This window comes from Streptomyces sp. NBC_01478 (assembly GCF_036227225.1).
Classification (GTDB): domain Bacteria; phylum Actinomycetota; class Actinomycetes; order Streptomycetales; family Streptomycetaceae; genus Streptomyces.
In genome coordinates this window covers 8913976-8930952 of record NZ_CP109444.1, presented here as the reverse complement: position 1 = coordinate 8930952, position 16977 = coordinate 8913976, and the positions used below count along the sequence as shown (strand labels likewise).

The window sequence follows — 16977 nt, the reverse complement described above, 5'->3', positions numbered from 1 at the left end:
TCCTATGCAGTCAGGGTCTCCAGCGCACGAGCGAACTCGTCCGCGGTGATCCCGTCGGTCCGGTTGCCGAAAACCAGCCGCCGACCGTCCTTCCACCGGCACTCGTTGGCCTCTGCCGTCTTCCAGAAGGTGTCCCAGTCGGCGAGCTTGGACCGGTCCCGGGCACAGCCGCGGGCACGCACGCGCTCGCGGCCAGGACGGTCGGCGCGATCAATCTCGACCTCGCCTTCCTGAGCGCCGGGTCCTGGGACCTGTCCCACGGCGTGACGAGTTTCTCGATGGACAAGGTGCTGCTCAGGCAGGCGGTGATGGAGGCGGCCGGCTCGGTCGCGCTGCTCGCCGACAGCGCGAAGTGGGGCACGGTGGAGCGGTTCAACGTGACCGCGCTGGACCGGCTCGACACCGTCGTGACCGACGAGGGCCTGCCGTCGGCCGTGCTCGACCGCATCGCGGAGGAGGGCCCGACGGTGCTCCGCACGGGCGGACTACCGGCTGGCCCCCATTGAATGATGCATTCACCGCGCCTAGCATCACTCGGTGATTCCAGCAATTCCTGTCCGACTCCCGTCGAGTGCGGCGCAGGTGACGACGAGCGGTCGCGGCCCGGTTCCGGGGGCTCCGGCCGCTCGTCCACAGGCCTCGACTCAGCTCGCCGTACGGCGAATCCGCCCCGCGTACCGCTCCTCCAGCTCCAGGTTGCCCTCGAAGCCGCCCGGCACATTGGCCGAGACGTATACGGGCGGGCGCTCCCCCGAGGCGAGCAGTCGGGCAGCCGCCTCCGCGACCGACAACTGCACGAGCATCGCGCCGGTGAGCGTGGACAGCGCGCACACGGCTCCCCCGGTGGGGAGTTCGAGGAGTGCGTCACCGCGCGGGGCCGCGTTGTCGAGGACGACGTCGGCGAGGTCGGCGAGCTTCTTGCCGCTCGGGTGACCGGCCGGGACCGCGCGGGTGTGGGCGAGCGAGGTGATGGCCAGCAGCCGGTGCCCGCGCTCCTTCACACGCAGGGCCATCTCCACGATCACCTTGTTCACACCGGAGTTGGAGATGATCACGAAGAGATCCTCGGGGCGGGGCGCCGCGAGGTCGTAGAGGCGCTCGGCGACTCCGGCCTGCCGCTCCAGCAGCGGGTCGTCGAGGACGCTCGGGGCGTCGCCGCCGTAGAGGACGAGGTCGGCGATGCTCAGGCGGTTGGTGGGCACCAAACCCCCGGCGCGGCCCGCGAGTTCGAGGACCATGGCCTGGGAGTGGCCGGTGCCGAAGGCCTGGATGACGCCGTCCGTGCGGACGCAGTCCGCGATCAGTTCGGCGGCGCGGGACACGGTCTCGCGGCTGGACTCGGTGATGTGCTGGAGGACGGCCAGGCTCTCGCGCGCGAAGGTCTCGGCGCTCACGGACTCGGCGGACACGCGATTCTCCCCACCGGTGGATCAAACCACCTGTTCTTTCTAGATCAATGAATCAATAAATCATATGCGGTCCTGGTATTCAATCGATGGCCTCTGGGGTGGCTGATACCTTCTCCACATGCCCCCGACAGACGTCACCACCCTGATCCGCACCGAGCTGCCCCGGCTGGCCGGCTCCCTGCGGAAGGTCGGCGAGCTGATCCTGGAGGATCCGGCCGCCGTCACCCATTGCTCGGCCGCCGAGCTGGGCCGCCGCACCGGCACCTCGCAGGCGACGGTGACCCGGTTCTGCCGGGCGGTGGGCCTCGACTCGTACCAGCATCTGCTGATCGAACTGGCCCAGGAGCGCGGTCGCGGCGAGGTCTCCGACTGGGGCACCGCCGAGATCGGCCCGGACATCTCCCCGGACGACGATCTGGAGCGGGTCGTGCAGGTCGTGGGCAGTGCAGACCTGCGCGCGGTGCAGCAGACCATCGACCGGATCGACCTCGACGCGGTGGAGCGCGCGGCCACCGCCGCCGCCCGCGCCCGGCGCATCGACGTCTACGGCACCGGCGGCAGCGGGGCGATCGCGCAGGAGACCGAGACCCGGCTGTTCCGCATCGGCTGCGCGGTGCGCGGCTGGACCGAGGTGCACGCGGCGGCCACCTCCGCCGCCCTGCTCACCCCGGCGGACGTGGCCATCGGCATCTCCCACTCCGGTTCGACCCGCGAGACCCTCGAGCCCTTCGAACTGGCCAAGGAGCGCGGCGCCACCACGGTCGCCCTCACCTCCGACCCGCGCTCCCCGCTCGCCCGCGCCGCCGACATCCGGCTCATCTCCTCGTCCTCGGCGACAAGTTTCCCCACCGGCATCATCGGCGCCCGCCACTCCGTGCTGGTCCTCATCGACTGCCTCTACGTCCGCATCGCGCAGCTCTCCTACCAGCGCGCGAGCGCCTCGCTGGCCCTCACCGACCACATCGCCGGGGAGCACACGGTGAAGTCCCGCAGGGGCCGGTGATCCGAGCCGAGACCGGGTCGTGATCTCGGCCGAGTCTGCATGGATGAACCACCGAAGTTACGCGGGGATGGTTGTTTGAATCATCTTCGCGGTGTCAGGATGGGCGCTCCGCCGAGCCTCTGGTAGGAGACCCATGCGTGTCACCGCTGCCCTGTCGACCGAGCTGTTCGTCGGCACCGCCGAGCATCCGCTCCAGGTGGTGGCCGCCGAACTCGCCCATGTCCCCGGCCGGCCGGTCCGCCTGACGGTCGAGGGGCCGGGCCTGCACGGCAGCGCGGAGACGGTCGTCGGCGAGGACGGCACCGCGCACGCCGAGATACCCGTGACCTGCGACCTCGCGCCCGGCGAGCGGCGCGCGATCGAGGTGACGGCGGCCGACGGCGACCAACTGGCCACGTACAGCGCCGAGTTCACGGCCGCCGAGCCCGGCTGGACCATGTTCATGGTCAGCCACTTCCACTACGACCCCGTCTGGTGGAACACCCAGGGCGCCTACACCGAGACCTGGGACGTCGCCGACGACCCCGCCTCCACCGGCCTCCCCGCCCGCACCTTCGACTCGCGCGGCCAGTCCGGCATGAGCCTCGTCCGCGCCCACTGCGACCTGGCCCGCCGCGACCCGGCGTACACCTTCGTGCTCGCCGAGGTCGACTACCTCAAGCCGTACTGGGACGCCTTCCCGGAAGAGCGGGCCTTCCTACGGGAGTTGATCCGCACCGGCCGGGTCGAGATCATGGGCGGCACCTACAACGAGCCGAACACCAACCTCACCGGCGCCGAGGCGACCGTACGCAACGCCCTGTACGGGGACGGCTTTCAGCGCGGCATCCTCGGCGCGACTCCCGAAACCGCCTGGCAGCTCGACGCGTTCGGGCACGACCCGCAGTTCCCCGGGCTGATGGCGGACGCGGGAGTGTCCTCCAGTTCGTGGGCGCGCGGGCCGTTCCACCAGTGGGGGCCGACGCTCTCCGTCTTCGGCGAGGAACCGCGCGATCCCCAACGCATGCAGTTCCCGGCCGAGTTCAGTTGGATCGCCCCGTCCGGGCGCGGGCTGCTCACGGCCTACATGGTCAATCACTACGGCGCCGGCTGGGCCATCGACAACGCGCCCACGCTCCCCGAGGCCGAAGCGGCGGCCCTGAAGCTGTTCCGAGGGCTCAAGAAGGTCGCGCTCACCCGCAATGTGCTGCTCCCGGTCGGCGGGGACTACGCGCCGCCGTGCCGTTGGGTGATGGACATCCACCGGGACTGGAACGCCCGTTACGTCTGGCCGCGCTTCGTCAGCGGAATCCCCCGGGACTTCTTCGCCGCCGTGCGCGCCGAGTTGGACCAGGAGGGCCGCAAGGCGTCCCCGCAGACCCGGGACATGAACCCGGTCTACACCGGCAAGGACGTCTCCTACATCGACACCAAGCAGGCCCAGCGCCACGGCGAGACCCTCCTCGCCGACGCGGAGGCCTGGGCCACTCTCGCCTCGCTGGTCGCCCGACACCCCTACCCGGACGCCGCGTTGGACAAGGCCTGGCGGCAGCTCGTCTACGGCGCCCACCACGACGCCATCACCGGCTCCGAGTCGGACCAGGTGTACATCGACCTGATGACCGGCTGGCGCGAGCTGTACGACCTGGCGGAGGCGGTGCACGCCGACGCGACGGCGGCCATCGCCGAGAAGGTCACCCAACTCCCGGGCGCCACAGAAGACTTGGTCGTGTTCAACGCGGCGACCTGGGACCGGCGGGACGTACTCACCGTCGCCGACCCCGGCATGGTCCCCCTCGACGACACCGGTCTGCCCCTGCCCGCCGTACGCGAGGGCGATCAACTCCGGGTCGTCGTACCGGAGGTACCCGGCATGGGCCTCAAGGCACTCCCGCTCGCCCCGGGTTCGGTGGCCGGATGGACGCCCGGCGAGGGCCTCACCATCCGCAACGAGTTCTACGAGCTGACAGTCGACCCCGCGCGCGGCGGCGGCGTCAGCAGCCTGCGCGAACTCGGCGCGGACGAGCGGGAGTTGCTGCGAGCCGGTGACATCGGCAACGAACTCGTCGTACAGGAGGAGTACGCGCGGCACCCGCGCTTCGGCGAGGGCCCGTGGCATCTCACGCCGACCGGGACCACCGCCGCCCGCAGCCGGGACGTCACCGCCGACATCGATGTCCGGCACTCGCCCGCCGGTTCGCGGATCACCGTCAGCGCCGACCTCGGACTGTTCCGGTACACCCAGCGGCTGACGCTGTGGGCCGGAGTCCCGCGCCTCGACGTGACGACCACGATCGACGGGTACGACGGCGCCGACCGGCTGATCCGGGTGCGCTGGCCGTCCGACGTGACCGGCGGGCTGCCCGTGCACGAGGTGGCGGACGCGGTGATCGGGCGCGGGTTCGGGTTCGTCGAGGTGGACAGCGAGGAGTTCCCGTGGACGCTCGACAACCCGGCGAACACCTGGTTCGGACTCGGGTCCACCGCGCGGGTCGCGGTGCACGACGAGTCGGGGCGGATGCTCGGACACCGGTCGATCGGGGTCGCCGAACTCGTCTACGCCGACTGGGGCGAGGCCGGTGAACTCGGTGCCCCGCTCGCGGCGGCGCTGGTCCGCGTCGGAGTCACCGCGACCTCGACGATCGCCGGCGGTCCGCGCTACGGCGACCTCGAAGTCGACTCCAATCTCCCGGACTTCCGGATCGCCGTGGGCGCGCCCGAACGCAACTCGGTGGTCGCCGAGGCCCTCGGCTGGGACCCGGCCGCCGGACGCGAACTGCGCCGGCAGTTGGCCGAGCGGGGGGTGGCCGCCGTGTGGGTCGCGCCGCGTGCCGGGCTGCGCGAGGAGTGGGTGCCCGGCGCCGACCTGCGCGACCTGGAACGGCTGCCGCTGCTCGTGGTGGCGGGCGCCCGCCCCGAGGACGACGCCAAGGCGGTCGACGCGCTGATCGCCGACCTCGACGACGCGGTCCTCACGGCCACGGCGGCGGGCGGCGGCGAGGCCCTGCCGCCAGGCGACGCCTGGGACGGCCGCAGCTTCGCCGTCCTCAACCGGGGCACGCCCGGCTGTGTCGTGACCTCCTCCGGCGACCTCTACATGTCCCTCATGCGCTCCTGCACCGGCTGGCCCTCCGGCATCTGGGTCGACCCGCCCCGCCGCACGGCCCCCGACGGTTCCGCCTTCCAACTCCAGCGCTGGACCCATGAGTTCGAGTACGCCGTGGTCGCGGGCGCGGGTGACTGGCGTGCGGCGCGACTCCCGCAGGCCGGGCATGAGTTCAACCACCCGCTGACGGCCCGCCTCCGCACCTCCGCCCACCAGGGCACCCTGCCGAGGAAGTTCACCCTGCTCGCCCTGGAACCGGCGGGCGAGGTGGTCCTCGACGCCCTCAAGCCGCTCGGCTCCCCGCTCGCCCGGGGCAGCGCGGTACCGGTCGACCCGGGGCGCGGAGTCGTCGTCCGGATGCACGAGGTGAACGGCCGGCCGGTGCGGGCCCGGATTCACGGGCCGCGCGACTGGACCGAGGGCGCCCGGGCCGACGTACTGGAGGCGCCCGGTGAGGAGTTGACGCCGGAGCGGGACGGCGGGCTCGCCCTCGACCTGACCGGCTTCGAGGTCGCGACGGTGCTGGCGACCACCGCCGCCGAGACCTCAACCGGGCCCGGAATCGGGGCACATGAGCCCGCTCAGCCGATCCACACCCGCTACTGGCTGCACAACTCCGGTCCCGCGCCCCGGGGGAACATGCCGGTGTCGGTATATCTCTCCCCCGGCACACTCACCGCCGCCGGCCCGGTCACCGCGACCGTCCGGGTCGGCTCGGAACTCACCGACGCGCCGGTGTCCGGCACGGTGACCTTCGAGGTACCGCCCGGCTGGACCACCGAACCCGCCGAACTGCCGTACGCGCTGGGCCCGTCCGGGTTCACCCTCTCCGAGATCACGGTGACACCACCGCCCGACCCGGCCCCCGGCCGCCACTGGCTCGCCGCGCGGCTCTCCTACGGCGGGCAGACGTACGAGGACACCGTGGCGCTGGACGTGCCGGACGGACACCACGGGCCAACGCTTGTGTCCCGGCTGGGAGTTGAGCGGATCACCGTACGCGCGGGTGAACGCGCCCGCGTCCCCGTGACCGTCCGCAACACCACCCGGGGGCCCGTCAACGGCACCCTCTGGGCCGTCTCCTCGTGGGGCACCTGGGCCGGTGTCGAGCCGGGCTGCCAGGGGTTCACGGTGGCCGGGGGCGCGGAGCGGGAGTGCGTGGTCGAGGTGGACGGTTCGGCGGTGGCGCCGGGGTCGTACTGGCTGCTGGTGAAGGTCGCCTGGCACGAGTGTGTCGCCTACACGGAGGCCGTCGCGCTGGAGGTGACCCCGTGACGGCGGAGCATGCGGCCGTGGTGCGGGGCGCGGGCGTCGCCAAGAGGCGCGTGGACGCCTTGCTGGCGGCCGTACCGGCCCGGGACCCCGATGCCACCCGGCCCGAGGCGCTCGCACGGGCCGAGCGGCAGCGACGGCGGTGGGCGACCCAGGTGGTGGTCATCGACGAGCTGGCCCAACGGGCGTGCGTGGAGCGGGGGTTGAAGCCTCCGGCGGAGGTGGCGCCGGACCGGGTGCTCGCCGTCGCCGAGACCGATGTCGCGGATCTCGGCAGCATCGTCGCGGCGGCTCTCGCGCACTCCCCGGCCGCGCGGCTGCTGCTGGCCGAGCTGGAGGGCGAGCAGGAGGTCGCGGAGGCGAGTGTGCGGGACTACTACGACCGGAACCGGGACCGCTTTCTCACGGCGGAGGCGCTGCGGCGTGGTGTCGACCCGTTCGGCGGGGTGTCATCGGAGGACTTCGTGCCGTACGAGCAGGCACGCGAGGGGGTCGCGCGCGCGTTGCGGCGGGCCGCGGGGCGGCGGGCCTTCTTCGGTTGGTTGGACCAGGCCAAGGCCGGAGTTGTGTATACCGCCGGCCATGAACACCCTGGCGATCCGGCGCACCCGGACCACGAGCACCGGCACTGATCGCGCCCGGAACCTAAAAGCAACATGGGAACCCATTGACCTCCGATGAATTCTGGTCCACCTTTTCATCAATCAAGGTCGAAGTTGGTTAATTGAACCAGTGGTTGGCTGGTGCTCAGGAGGGCAGCGATGCGCACAGGAAGACTGACCGGATCGATGGTGGGGATCATCGTCCTCACCCTGACGGCCGCCGGCTGCGGGCTGTCCGGCGGCTCGGGCGACAGCGACTCCACCGCGGGCGGCTGCAAGGTCGACAAGGGCAACGTGGGGTCCGGGAAGCTCACCGGTGAGGTGAAGGGCGGCATCACCTTCCAGACCACCAACCTGAAGAAGGACTTCGGGAGTTTCTTCAACGGGGTCATCAAGTCCTTCGAGAAGGCCCACCCCGGTACGTCGGTCAAGTGGATCGACGACCCGGGCGACAGCACCTTCACCCAGCGCAATGTCGCCGACGCCCAGGCCTGCACGCTGCCCGACGTCATCAACCTCAACGCCGAGACGGCGACGGCCCTCACGAAGGCGGGCTATCTGCTCAACCTGGGCGTCAAGGACCCCGACGTCGGCAAGCCGTTCGTCCCCGCGTTCTGGAAGACCAGCACCTTCAAGGACGCCTCGGGCTCCGCGCTGCACACCGTGCTCCCCTGGTACACCGGCGGCATCGTCCTGACCTACAACACCGACCTGTTGAAGAAGGCCGGGATCGATCCCGCGAAGCCGCCGACGACGATCTTCGGGCTGTTCGCCGACTACGAGAAGATCGCCAAGTCGGCCAAGGGCAAGTACTACGCGACGATGGCCAACCCGATCTGGCGCATCCCGGCGGACTTCGACCAGATGAACATCAAGACCCTCTCCAGCGACGGCAAGTCGGCGGTGTTCGCGGACGATCCGCGCACCACGCAGTGGGTCTCGTGGATGGCGAAGCTGTACAAGGAGGGCGCGATGCCGAAGGACTCGCTGTCCTCCAGCAGCGACCCGTCCACGCCGTACACGCAGGGCAAGGTCGCCTACGGCTCGACGAACCCGAGCTATGTGCGGTTCGTGAAGCAGAACAGCCCCTCGATCTACGCCAAGACAGGCGTCGGTCAGCAGCCCTTCGACGCGCTCGGCCACACCACCGGTGCCCCGCAGTACGTCTCGGTCGCCGCGACCAGCAAGCACGCCCCCGTGGCACTGGCGTTCGCGGAGTACCTCACCAACGCCGAGAACCAGACGGCCTGGGCCAAGGACCCGGACGTGGTGATCTTCCCGACCACGACCACCTCGCTCAACGACCCGTTCTTCCAAGATGTCAGCGGCACCGACCAGTTCGCGCAGGCCCGCAAGCTGGTCGCCGACCAGCTCAAGACGACCACGGCCTACCAGACCAACCTCTCGCCGGCCGTGCAGAACGCGATCGTGTCCCAGGTACAGCTTGCCATGCAGGGCAAGAAGAGCCCGGCGCAGGCCGTCAAGGACGCCCAGGCCAAGGCCAACGAGCTGCTGAAGCAGGCTGGTTGACGGTGGCGACACAGACCGCGAAGCCGGTGTCCGTGCCCGGTGCGGAGGCCGTCGCCTCCGCACCGGGCACGGCCCGCATACGTAGGATCGCCCGGGCCGTCCTCCCCGGCCCCGCGCCCGGCGCCAACGGGGCCGCGCTGTACCGCCGTTGGTGGCTGCCCTGGCTTTGGACCGCTCCAGCGATCGTCTGCGCGGCGGTGTTCGGGGTGTTCCCGTTCCTCAACACGCTGCTGCTGTCGTTCACGGACGCCAAGCCGCTCGGCGGCGCCGCGAGCTTCGTCGGGTTCTCCAACTACACCCGGATGCTGGGTGATTCGGACTTCTGGCTGGCGACCCGCAACAGCGTCCTGTACGCCGTGATCGTCGTCCCGCTGATGGTGCTGCTGCCGCTGCTGCTGGCCGTCCTGGTGGAGAAGAACCTGCCCGGCATCGGCTTCTTCCGTTCGGCCTTCTACACCCCGGTGCTCGCCTCCAGCGTGGTCGTCGGCCTGAGCTGGCAGTGGCTGCTGGCGGACGACGGACTGGTCAACACCTGGCTGGAGAAGGCCCACTTGATCCGGTCGGCCGTCCCGTTCCTGTCCGACTCGTGGCTGATCCTGCTCTCCGCGATGGGCCTGACCCTGTGGAAGGGCCTCGGCTGGTACATGGTCTTCTACCTGGCCGCCCTCGGGAACGTTCCAAAAGAACTGCACGAGGCCGCCTCCATGGACGGCGCCGGTGCCGCCCGCCGCTTCTGGCACATCACCGTGCCCGGCGTTCGGCAGGCGATGATGCTGGTCGGCACCCTCACCGGCATCGGTTCGCTGCGCGTGTTCACCGAGATCTACATGCTCGGCAGCTCCACCGGCGGCCCCGGCGGCGCCGACCGCACGCTGCCCTTCTACATCCGGGACGTCGGCCTGGACCCCATCACCGGAAACGCCGGTTACGGCTCGGCGGTGAGCGTGGCGCTGTTCGTCCTGACCCTGGGTCTGACCCTGCTGGCGCAGCGCCTCACGAAGGAGGACGAGTCATGACGGCGACCACAGTGCGGCCCAAGTCCCGCCGCCTGACACCCCGTTGGCGGGACTACGGCCGCCCCCGCGAACTCCTCGTCCGCTACCTGCTGTTGCTCCTCGTCCTGGGCCTCACGGTCGGCCCGCTGATCTGGCAGTTCCTGGCCTCGCTCAAGGGCACCGGCGAGGACGTCTTCGGCGCGAACGCCTCCCTGCTGCCGCACCACCCGACCCTGCACGCCTACCGCGAGGTCTTCAGCCAGGTCCCGGTGGTGACGTACATCAGGAACAGCCTGATCGTCGTACTCCTGTCGGTGGCAAGCCAGTTGCTGTTCTCCACCACCGCCGGCTACATGCTCTCCAAGCCCGCCTGGAAGGGCCGTCGGGCGGTCTGGATCCTCCTGGTCGCCTCCATGATGTTCCCCTTCGAGTCGATCATGGTGTCGCTGTTCCTGAGCATCCGCGACCTCGGCCTGGTCGACAGCGTGGTGGGCGTATGGCTGCCCGGCTTCGTCGGCGCGATCAACGTCCTGCTGATGCGCGGCGCGTTCCTGGCCGTGCCGCGCGAGATCGAGGACTCCGGGATGCTGGACGGCGCGAGCGAGTGGCAGCGCTTCCGCTATCTCTACCTGCCGTCCGCGTGGGGCGCGATCATGGTGGTCACCATCAACACCTTCATCAGCGCCTGGGACGACTTCCTCTGGCCCCTGATCGTGCTCCGCTCGGAAGACCACATGACGCTGACGCTGGGCCTCTCACGACTGCAGAGTTCGTCGTTCGGCTACGACCAGCGGGTGGTGATGGCCGGTTCGGTGATCTCCGTGATCCCGGTGCTGGTGCTGTTCGTCATCACCCAACGCTGGTTCTACAAGGGTGTGTCGGCCGGAGCCGTCAAGCTCTGAGTCGTACGACGAGGGGTTCGACGGCGAGCGCCGCCCGGGCGGACTCCGCGACCCGGATCTCCACGGCACCGACCTGCTCCAACCGGTCGGTGCCGAAGGGGATCTCGACCCTACGGCTCTCCCCCGGCGCCAACTCGACGCCCTGGAAGGCGTGCAGTTCGAGCGTGCGCGGCCACACCGGGGTGAGCAGCCGCCGGAGGTAGACCTGGACGACCGAACGCCCGTGCCGTTTCCCGGTGTTGGTGACGTCGACCTCGATCACGTCCCCCGCGAGGCGTGGCGGACCGTACGCGAAGCTCGTGTACGACAGCCCGTGCCCGAAGGAGTACAGCGGCTCGGCGTCGGCGTCCACGTAGCCGCCGTACTCGGTGTCCTTGTGGTTGTAGTAGACGGGGAGTTGGGCCACCGAGCGCGGGACGGACACGGGCAGGCGGCCGGTCGGTTCGGCCCGGCCGAGGAGTACTTCGGCGATGGCCTCGCCGCCCCGCGGGCCGGGGTACCAGGCGGTGAGCAGCGCGCCCGCCCGTTCGGGGACGACGTGCGGGCGGCCCTGGATCAGGACGACCGCCGTGGGGGTGCCGGTGGCGGTGACCGCGTCCAGGAGGGCGTGCTGGGCGCGGCCGAGGCCCAGGCCCGCGAGGTCGGCTCCCTCGCCGCACGTCATCTCCGAAACGGCGTTCCGTGCGGCCCCGTTGGCGTCGAAGTCCGTGTCGGGGGTACGGGCGCTGCTGCCGCCCAGCACCAGGACGGCCAGGTCGGAGGCGGCGGCCGTGGCGACCGCCTCGGGGATGCCGGAGAGGTCGTCGCCGGTGAGGGCGCAGCCGGGGGCGTGGCGGAGGTCGGTGCCGGGCGGGGCGAGTCGCCGTAGGCCGTCGAGGACGCTGATGCCGCCGCGCTGGGGTGCCGTGTAGTCGCCCAACTGGTATGCGTAGGTGGCGGATTGGGGTCCGATGACCGCAATACGGGAGACGGTCGGCGGGATGGGCAGGACACCGCCGTCGTTGTGGAGGAGGGTGACCGCGGCTCGGGCGAGGGCCGTGCTCAGCTTCCTGCCCTGCTGCGGCGAGGGCAACTCGGGTGTGGCGTAGGGGTGTTCGAAGAGGCCGAGGCCGAACTTCAGGCGGAGTACGCGGGCGGTGGCGGTGTCGACGGTCTCCTCGCTCACCAGCCCCCGCTCGACCGCCTCCTCCAGATGTGTGAAGCCCTCGTCCCACAGGCTCAGGTCGACACCGGCGTTGAGTGCGAGGGCGCCGGCCGAGACCTTGTCACCGGTGATACGGGCCAGCCGGTCCACGGCGAGGCCGTCGGCCATCACCAGGCCCTCGAAACCCCAGTCCTCGCGCAGGAGTTGGGTCAGCAGCGCGCGGTTGCCGGAGCAGGGCAGGCCGTCGACCTCGTTGTAGGCGGACATGAGGGCGGCGGCCCCGGCGCGGACTCCGGCGCGGGCCGCGGGGAGGTGGATCTCGTGGAGTTCGCGGAGACCGAGTTCGGACTCGGCGGAGTTGCGGCCGCCGACCGTGGCGCCCTGTCCGGCGAAGTGCTTGAGGACGACGGGGGCCTTGTCGGGAGCGAAGTCGCCATCGGGCTCGCCCTGCATCCCGCGCACCAGCGCCTCGGTGAGGCGGGCGGCGAGGTGCGGGTCCTCGCCGAAGCACTCCTCCGTGCGGCCCCAGCGCGGGTCGCGGGCGATGTCGAGGGCGGAGACCAGGGCCAAGTGGGCGCCGCGGGCGCGGAGTTCGGCGGCGGCGTGGGCGGCGGCCCGCTCGTACAGGTCGGGGTCCCAGGTGGCGCCGACGGCCAGGTTGACCGGGAGGACCGTGCCGTCGAGGGCCATGTGGCCGTGCGGCACCTCCTCGACGAACAGCGCCGGGATGCCGAGCCGGCTGCTCCCGATGACATGGCGTTGCACCAACTCGGCCAAGGTGGCGCTGTCTTGGGCGCCGGGGCCGTTGGTGTGGTCGACGCCGGACCAGGCGTCGGCGCGGAACAGGCCGTAGAGCGCGCCGAGTCCGGCGAAGCGGGTGGTCTCGGCGCGGAGGGCGTCGGTGAGTTCGAAGCCGTCGGGAGTGCGGCGGTAGGCGTCCCAGCCGTACATCCGCTGGTTGAGCTGGCCGACCTTCTCGCGCAGGGTCATCCGGGCGAGGAGGTCGCGGACCCGGGTGTCCACGGGGGCGTCGGGGTCGCGGTAGAGGGGGGTCGTGGTGTCGGTCATCGGTCGGCACCGTCGTACGCGAGCCGGGCGAGGGCGACCGCGCCCCGGCAGCCGTCCGGTACCCAGTCGAGGGTGAGGCCGAGGGTGTGGAGGCGGGCGGTGAGGGGGCCGGTCAGGGGGCCTTCGGGGCCGAGGAGGCCGCCGGTGGCGACGATCCGCTCGCCGGGGCCCGGCTCCAACGCCCGGACCGTGGCGGTCAGTTGGTATGCCGCCTGGCCGAGGATCTCCTCCGCCACGGTGTCCTTGTCCGCGGCGGCCTCGACGACCAGGGGGGCAAAGCGGGCCAGGCGGATGGGGAGTTCGGCCATCACGGCGGGGAGGACGTGCATGCGGTAGGCCTCGCGGTGGGCGCGGGACCAGTCGGCGGTGCCGGGCAGCGCCTCGGCCGGCACTCCGAGTGCCTGCCCGACCGAGCCGGCCAGCAGGGTAGTAGGGCCGCGGCCGTCCGCCATGCGCAGGGCCGCGCGTACCGCGCTCCGGCCGATCCAGAAGCCGCTGCCGTCGTCGCCGAGGAGCCAGCCGTCGCCGTCCACGGTGGCCGTGGTGCGGCGACCGGTGATGCGCAGGGCGACCGCGCCGGTGCCGGCGACCAGCGCGAGGCCGTCCGCCGGGGCGCCGGGGGCGGAGGCGAAGGCCGCCTCGATGTCGCTGCAGATGCGGAGCCGGTCGGCGGGGACGCCGAGGCGGCGCAGCGCGGCCGTGAGGGCGGTGCGGGCGTTGACGTGTCCCGGCTCCTCGGTGGAGGCGGCCGTGGCGCCCGCGAAGCCGCCGGACACCGCGACGACCCGGGCGCGCGCCCGCTCGGGGACGGCCTGCCCGATCGCCTCGGCCAGGTGATCGGTGAGGCGCGGCACCGGGACGGTCAGGGCGTTGCCGGGGCCGGCCGCGCCCTCGCCGAACACGCGCCCGTCCTCGGCGGCGGCGAGGACGGCACGGGTGCGGGTGCCTCCGGCATCGAGGCCGACGACGAGATCAACCGCGCGTTCTTGGTTCAAATCATTGCTCATTACTGACTATGGTGGTTGATACATTCAGGGAGAGCAAGACCGGACCTGGGGAGGATCCCATTCCTACGCTCCGCTTCGGCGTCAACTACACGCCGCGCCGCGGTTGGTTCCACTCCTGGCACGACTTCGACCCGGCGCACGCCCGCGAGGATCTGGCCCAGATAGCCGGGCTCGGCCTGGACCACGTCCGGATCTTCCACCTCTGGCCGCTGCTCCAGCCCAACCGCACGCTCATCCGCAAAGCCGCCGTGGACCAGTTGGTGCACCTGGTCGATCTGGCGGGCGAGGCGGGTCTCGACGTCCTCGTGGACGGGGTCCAGGGCCATCTGTCGAGCTTCGACTTCTACCCGGAGTGGACCCGCAGTTGGCACCACCGCAATGTGTTCACCGACCCGGAGACGATCACCGCCCAGGCGGAGCTGCTGCGCACGCTGGGCGCGGCCCTCGCCGACCGCCCGAACCTGATCGGCCTCCAACTCGGCAACGAGCTCAACAACTTGGTGGAGCACAACCCGGTGACGCCGGCCGAGGTGGACCACTATCTCGACACGCTGCTGGCCGCCGCCCGCGAGCATCTGCCGGCGGACCGTCTGGTCACGCACTCCGCGTACGACGCGGCCTGGTACGGCGACGACCATCCGTTCACCCCGGAGGCCTCGGCCCGCAAGGGCGATCTGACCACCGTCCACCCGTGGGTGTTCTCCGGGGACTGCGCCCGCCGGTACGGCCCGCGCTCGCCGCAGGTTCTCCATCTCGCCGAGTACGGAACGGAGTTGGCGAAGGCGTACGCCACCGACCCGGCCCGGCCCGTCTGGGTCCAGGAGACCGGCGCGCCCGAGCCGCACATCCCGGCGGCCGACGCCCCGGAGTTCGCGCGGGCGACCGTGCGCAACGCGGCAGAGTGCGATGGGCTGTGGGGGGTGACCTGGTGGTGCTCGCACGACGTGGACCGCTCGCTCGCCGACTATCCCGAACTCGAGTACACGCTGGGCCTGTTCGACTCGGCGGGCCGCGCCAAGCCGATCGCCGAGGCCTTCGCCGCCGCGATCGCCGAGCCGCACACCGTCCAACTCCGCGACACGGCCCTGGTGTTGGACTGCACCCCGGCGACCCGCTCGGTGTCCGGACCGGGTGGCGCGTACTTCGAGGAGTGGATGCGGCTGCGCGCGGAGGGCGTCCGCCCGGCGGTGGTGCTGGCCGAACGGGCCGAGGACGAGGGGTACTTGGCGGCGCGGGGCATCAAGGAAGTCGTACGCATGCGATGAAGGTCGTCCACCTGACGTGACGCTCACGCGCCCGCCAGTACCTCCGCGACCGCCCGCAGGTTGACCCGCCCGCGCCCGTAGGAGCAGAGGGCGCCGCCTTCGGGCAGTCCGGTGTCGATCAGGACGGCGTCGGGTCGCCGGGCGGCCAGGGTGTCGCGCAGTCGGGCCTGCCAGGGGTGCAGGCCGGCGTCGGAGGTGGCGACGACCAGCGGGGCGCCCGTGCGGAGGATCCCGTCGACGAGGGCGGCGGGGTCGGCCGGTTCCGCGTTGAGCGCGGTGCCGGTGGCCGTGGGGTCGATCGCGCGGAGTTCGGTGAGGAGGTCCTCGCCGCCCCAGTTCAGGGCGGGGTGCGGGGCCGGGAACAGGTCGACGACATGGGCGCCGTGCAGCGGCGGCGGCAGGGTCCGGGTGCGCACGGCGCGGCGGGCCGCCTCCAGTCCCGCGTCCGCGTCCCAGGCGGCGACCGTCCGGCGCGGGGTCGCGTACCGCTCGGCGAGCCGCCGTACCCGGTCGGCCGCCTCCCACACCCGCTCCTCGGCCAGCACGCCCGAGTGCAACGCGTCGAGCACGGCGTCCCGGCAGCCCAGGGTGACCTCCAAGTCCGGTACGGCGACGATCACTTGGTCCGCTCCGGCGGCGAGGGCGATCCTGGCGCCGGCCGCTTCGCCGTACGCGTCGGCGATCGCCTTCATCTCCAGCGCGTCGCTCACCAGGACGCCGTCGAAGCCGAGTTCGAGGCGGAGCAGATCGCCGAGGATACGGCGGCTGAGGGTGGCGGGGCGGTTGGCGTCCAGGGCCGGGAAGACGACGTGGGCGCTCATCAGCATGGGCACGCCCGCGGCGATCGCGGCGCGGAACGGTGCGAGGTCGACCAGGAGTTCGTCGTGGGGCCGCGGGTCGATCGCGATGCCGTGGTGGCTGTCGGTGATTGTGCCGCCGTGGCCCGGGAAATGCTTGGCACAGGAGGCGATGCCTCGGGTGTCGGTGGCGGTGATCCAAGCGCGGAGGTGGCGGGCGGCCAGATCTGGGTCGGCGCCGAAGGAGCGGGTCCGCACGATCGGGTTGCGCGGCTGGTGCTGGAGGTCGGCGACGGGTGCGTAGGAGGCCGTGATGCCGAGCGTGGCGAGGTGACCGGCGAGCGCGTCGGCGCAGCGGGCGGTCAGGGCCGGGTCGTCGGCGACTCCGAGGGCGTAGGAGCCGGGGACGTCCGGGGCACCGGCGTTCACCAGGTGGCCGATGTCGCCGCCCTCGTTGTCGATGGCCACGACCAGGTCGGGGCGGACGGCGCGGAGTTCGTCGGTGAGCCGGCGCACCTGCTCGGCGTCGCGCACGTTGCGGGTGAAGAGGATGACCCCGCCGAGGCCGCGGTCGATGAGCCGCTTGAGCGTGTCCGGCACGGTCGTCGTGCCGTCGAACCCGGCGACCAGACAGCGGTGGGCCGCCTCGTCGAGGTCGACGGGCAGGTCGGTGACGGCGGCGGACGTACGCTCGGCGTGGGTCATACTGGAATTCAAATGGCTCGCTCAACCTAAAGTCAACAAACCGATGGATTGTTGATTCAGGCAATGATCTGGGGTGGTGGCGTGGGCGATGGTGTGGGTGGTGCCGGTGGTACGGCCGGTGCGTTCACCCGTGCCCTTCAGGCCATGCGCGTCATCCGCGTCGCCCAGCCGCCCGCGCCCCTTCCGCTTACGG

The 16977-nt window shown here is 71.5% G+C and carries 13 protein-coding genes; 8 read left to right on the top strand and 5 right to left on the bottom strand.

Annotated features, from left to right (window positions below):
* Nucleotides 1-2: 2 nt before the first annotated feature.
* Nucleotides 3-260: a hypothetical protein gene (locus OG223_RS40075; RefSeq protein ID WP_329259802.1), complete on the bottom strand. Its 258-nt coding sequence runs from the start codon at nt 258-260 to the stop codon at nt 3-5.
* On the opposite strand from OG223_RS40075, the gene OG223_RS40070 reads away from it, so the two are divergent.
* Nucleotides 210-506, top strand: coding sequence for a hypothetical protein (locus tag OG223_RS40070; RefSeq protein ID WP_329265721.1), 297 nt, complete (start codon nt 210-212; stop codon nt 504-506). The genes OG223_RS40075 and OG223_RS40070 overlap by 51 nt on opposite strands.
* Nucleotides 507-644: 138 nt before the next feature.
* Here OG223_RS40070 and OG223_RS40065 read toward each other — a convergent pair whose 3' ends face one another.
* Complete coding sequence (locus OG223_RS40065) at nt 645-1409, bottom strand: SIS domain-containing protein (RefSeq protein ID WP_329259799.1); 765 nt, start codon at nt 1407-1409, stop codon at nt 645-647.
* 118 nt (nt 1410-1527) lie between these two features.
* Between OG223_RS40065 and OG223_RS40060 the strand changes: the two genes are divergently transcribed.
* The 6 genes from OG223_RS40060 (at nt 1528) to OG223_RS40035 (ending at nt 10798) form a co-directional block, all read left to right on the top strand.
* Complete coding sequence (locus OG223_RS40060) at nt 1528-2412, top strand: MurR/RpiR family transcriptional regulator (protein WP_329259796.1); 885 nt, start codon at nt 1528-1530, stop codon at nt 2410-2412.
* 133 nt (nt 2413-2545) lie between these two features.
* Nucleotides 2546-6772, top strand: coding sequence for an NEW3 domain-containing protein (locus tag OG223_RS40055; RefSeq protein WP_329259793.1), 4227 nt, complete (start codon nt 2546-2548; stop codon nt 6770-6772).
* Nucleotides 6769-7401 (top strand): peptidyl-prolyl cis-trans isomerase, encoded by a 633-nt coding sequence (locus OG223_RS40050; protein WP_329259790.1) that lies wholly within the window; start codon nt 6769-6771, stop codon nt 7399-7401. The genes OG223_RS40055 and OG223_RS40050 overlap by 4 nt, the downstream gene beginning before the upstream one ends.
* Nucleotides 7402-7530: 129 nt before the next feature.
* Nucleotides 7531-8901 (top strand): extracellular solute-binding protein, encoded by a 1371-nt coding sequence (locus OG223_RS40045; RefSeq protein ID WP_329259787.1) that lies wholly within the window; start codon nt 7531-7533, stop codon nt 8899-8901.
* 2 nt (nt 8902-8903) lie between these two features.
* Nucleotides 8904-9917, top strand: coding sequence for a carbohydrate ABC transporter permease (locus tag OG223_RS40040; RefSeq protein WP_329259784.1), 1014 nt, complete (start codon nt 8904-8906; stop codon nt 9915-9917).
* Nucleotides 9914-10798, top strand: coding sequence for a carbohydrate ABC transporter permease (locus tag OG223_RS40035; protein ID WP_329259781.1), 885 nt, complete (start codon nt 9914-9916; stop codon nt 10796-10798). The genes OG223_RS40040 and OG223_RS40035 overlap by 4 nt, the downstream gene beginning before the upstream one ends.
* On the opposite strand, the gene OG223_RS40030 is transcribed toward OG223_RS40035, so the two are convergent.
* Complete coding sequence (locus OG223_RS40030) at nt 10788-13010, bottom strand: glycoside hydrolase family 3 N-terminal domain-containing protein (protein WP_329259779.1); 2223 nt, start codon at nt 13008-13010, stop codon at nt 10788-10790. The two genes, OG223_RS40035 and OG223_RS40030, sit on opposite strands and share 11 nt — an antisense overlap.
* Nucleotides 13007-14017, bottom strand: coding sequence for an N-acetylglucosamine kinase (locus OG223_RS40025; RefSeq protein WP_329259776.1), 1011 nt, complete (start codon nt 14015-14017; stop codon nt 13007-13009). Before OG223_RS40025 ends, OG223_RS40030 begins: the two co-directional genes overlap by 4 nt.
* Nucleotides 14018-14025: 8 nt before the next feature.
* Here OG223_RS40025 and OG223_RS40020 point away from each other — a divergent pair, with 8 nt between their 5' ends.
* Nucleotides 14026-15282 (top strand): glycoside hydrolase 5 family protein, encoded by a 1257-nt coding sequence (locus OG223_RS40020; protein ID WP_329259774.1) that lies wholly within the window; start codon nt 14026-14028, stop codon nt 15280-15282.
* 23 nt (nt 15283-15305) lie between these two features.
* Here OG223_RS40020 and OG223_RS40015 read toward each other — a convergent pair whose 3' ends face one another.
* Nucleotides 15306-16784 carry a glycoside hydrolase family 3 N-terminal domain-containing protein gene (locus tag OG223_RS40015; RefSeq protein WP_329259771.1) on the bottom strand — a complete coding sequence of 493 codons (1479 nt, stop codon included), beginning with the start codon at nt 16782-16784 and terminating at the stop codon, nt 15306-15308.
* Nucleotides 16785-16977 lie beyond the last annotated feature (193 nt).